The organism is Streptomyces sp. NPDC032161 (genome assembly GCF_040636995.1).
Lineage (GTDB): Bacteria > Actinomycetota > Actinomycetes > Streptomycetales > Streptomycetaceae > Streptomyces.
This window is the reverse complement of record NZ_JBEZVN010000119.1, coordinates 1-1,381: the sequence shown is the minus strand read 5'-3', so window position 1 is coordinate 1,381 and position 1,381 is coordinate 1. Positions and strand designations below refer to the sequence as shown.

The window sequence follows — 1,381 nt, the reverse complement described above, 5'->3', positions numbered from 1 at the left end:
CTAATACTGCAACGACACTCCGTGACTCGATGCGGTCTTCGTCGTTGGTCGCTTCGTGGTGGACGAGATAACTGACGGCTGGTCAGATGTGTTCGGTGACTTCGTGGCGCGGTTCGCGGGACGCTTCGGGCGGGTGGAGCCGAGGCGGCGGATGGTTTCCTACCTGCGGGGACTGCTCAGCGAGGCGGAACGGAAGAACGGCTGGACTCTGGCGGAGGCCGCCGGCGACGACGGTCCCCAGGGGATGCAGCGGCTGCTGAACCACTACCTGTGGGACGCCGATGCCCTGCGGGACGACGTCCGCGACGCGGTCGTGGAGCAGATCGGAGATCCCGATCGGGGAATTCTGATCCTGGACGAGACGGGTTTCCTGAAGAAGGGCATTAAGTCGGCGGGGGTGGCCCGGCAGTACTCGGGCACGGCCGGCCGGATCGAGAATTCCCAGATCGGAGTGTTCCTGGCCTATGGATCCGACCGGGGGCGGGCGCTGATCGACCGCGAGCTGTATCTCCCGAAGGACTGGATATCGGACCGTGAACGGTGCCGGGATGCCGGAATTGGCCACGATGTCGAGTTCGCCACCAAGCCGGACATGGGCCTGCGCATGCTGAAACGCGCCGTGGAATCGGGGATCCCGTTCGGGTGGGTGACCGCCGATGAGGTCTACGGCCAGACGAGCCGGCTCCGGATGTGGCTGGAAGAACATGACATCCCCCATGTCCTCGCGGTCCCGAAATCGCAGATGGTCATGACCATGGAATTCTTCGGCCAGGCGCGTGCGCACAAGCTGGTCGGCGAGCTCCCTGATGACGCTTGGGTCCGTGTGAGCTGCGGCGACGGTGCCCACGGGCCGCGTGAGTACCACTGGGCGGCGGCACCGATCCGGCCCTGGCGGCGGGAAGGCTGGGACCACTGGTTACTGGCACGGCGCAGCCTCACCGATCCCACGGACATCGCCTACTACATCTGCTTCTCCCCGGCCGGGACCCCATTGGAGGAACTCGCGCGGATCGCCGGATCCCGGTGGATGGTCGAGGAGTGTTTCCAGACGGCGAAGAACGAAACCGGGCTCGATCACTACCAGGTCCGCGGCTACACCGCGTGGTACCGGCACATAACCCTCTCCATGGCTGCCCTCGCCTTCCTCGCCATCCTGCGAGCGGAGGCAAAAAAGGGGATCCAGACACCGGCCATGATCAATCGCTCATTCCCATGACCATGAATGAGGCCCGGCGAATCTTCAACCGCGTCTCTTCTCCCATTCACCACCACATTCAGCACGTACTCGCGTGGTCACTATGGCGAAGAAGAAGTCAAGCACGAGCCCGTACCAGCCATTACCAACGCAGAGGACATCACGGAGTGTCGTTGCAGTACTAAG

The 1,381-nt window shown here is 63.7% G+C and carries 1 protein-coding gene; it reads left to right on the top strand.

Annotation, left to right across the window (positions count from 1 at the left end):
* The first annotated feature begins 55 nt into the window (after positions 1-55).
* Positions 56-1,216: an IS701 family transposase gene (locus AB0E67_RS36465; protein ID WP_362035162.1), complete on the top strand. Its 1,161-nt coding sequence runs from the start codon at positions 56-58 to the stop codon at positions 1,214-1,216.
* Positions 1,217-1,381: the final 165 nt, after the last annotated feature.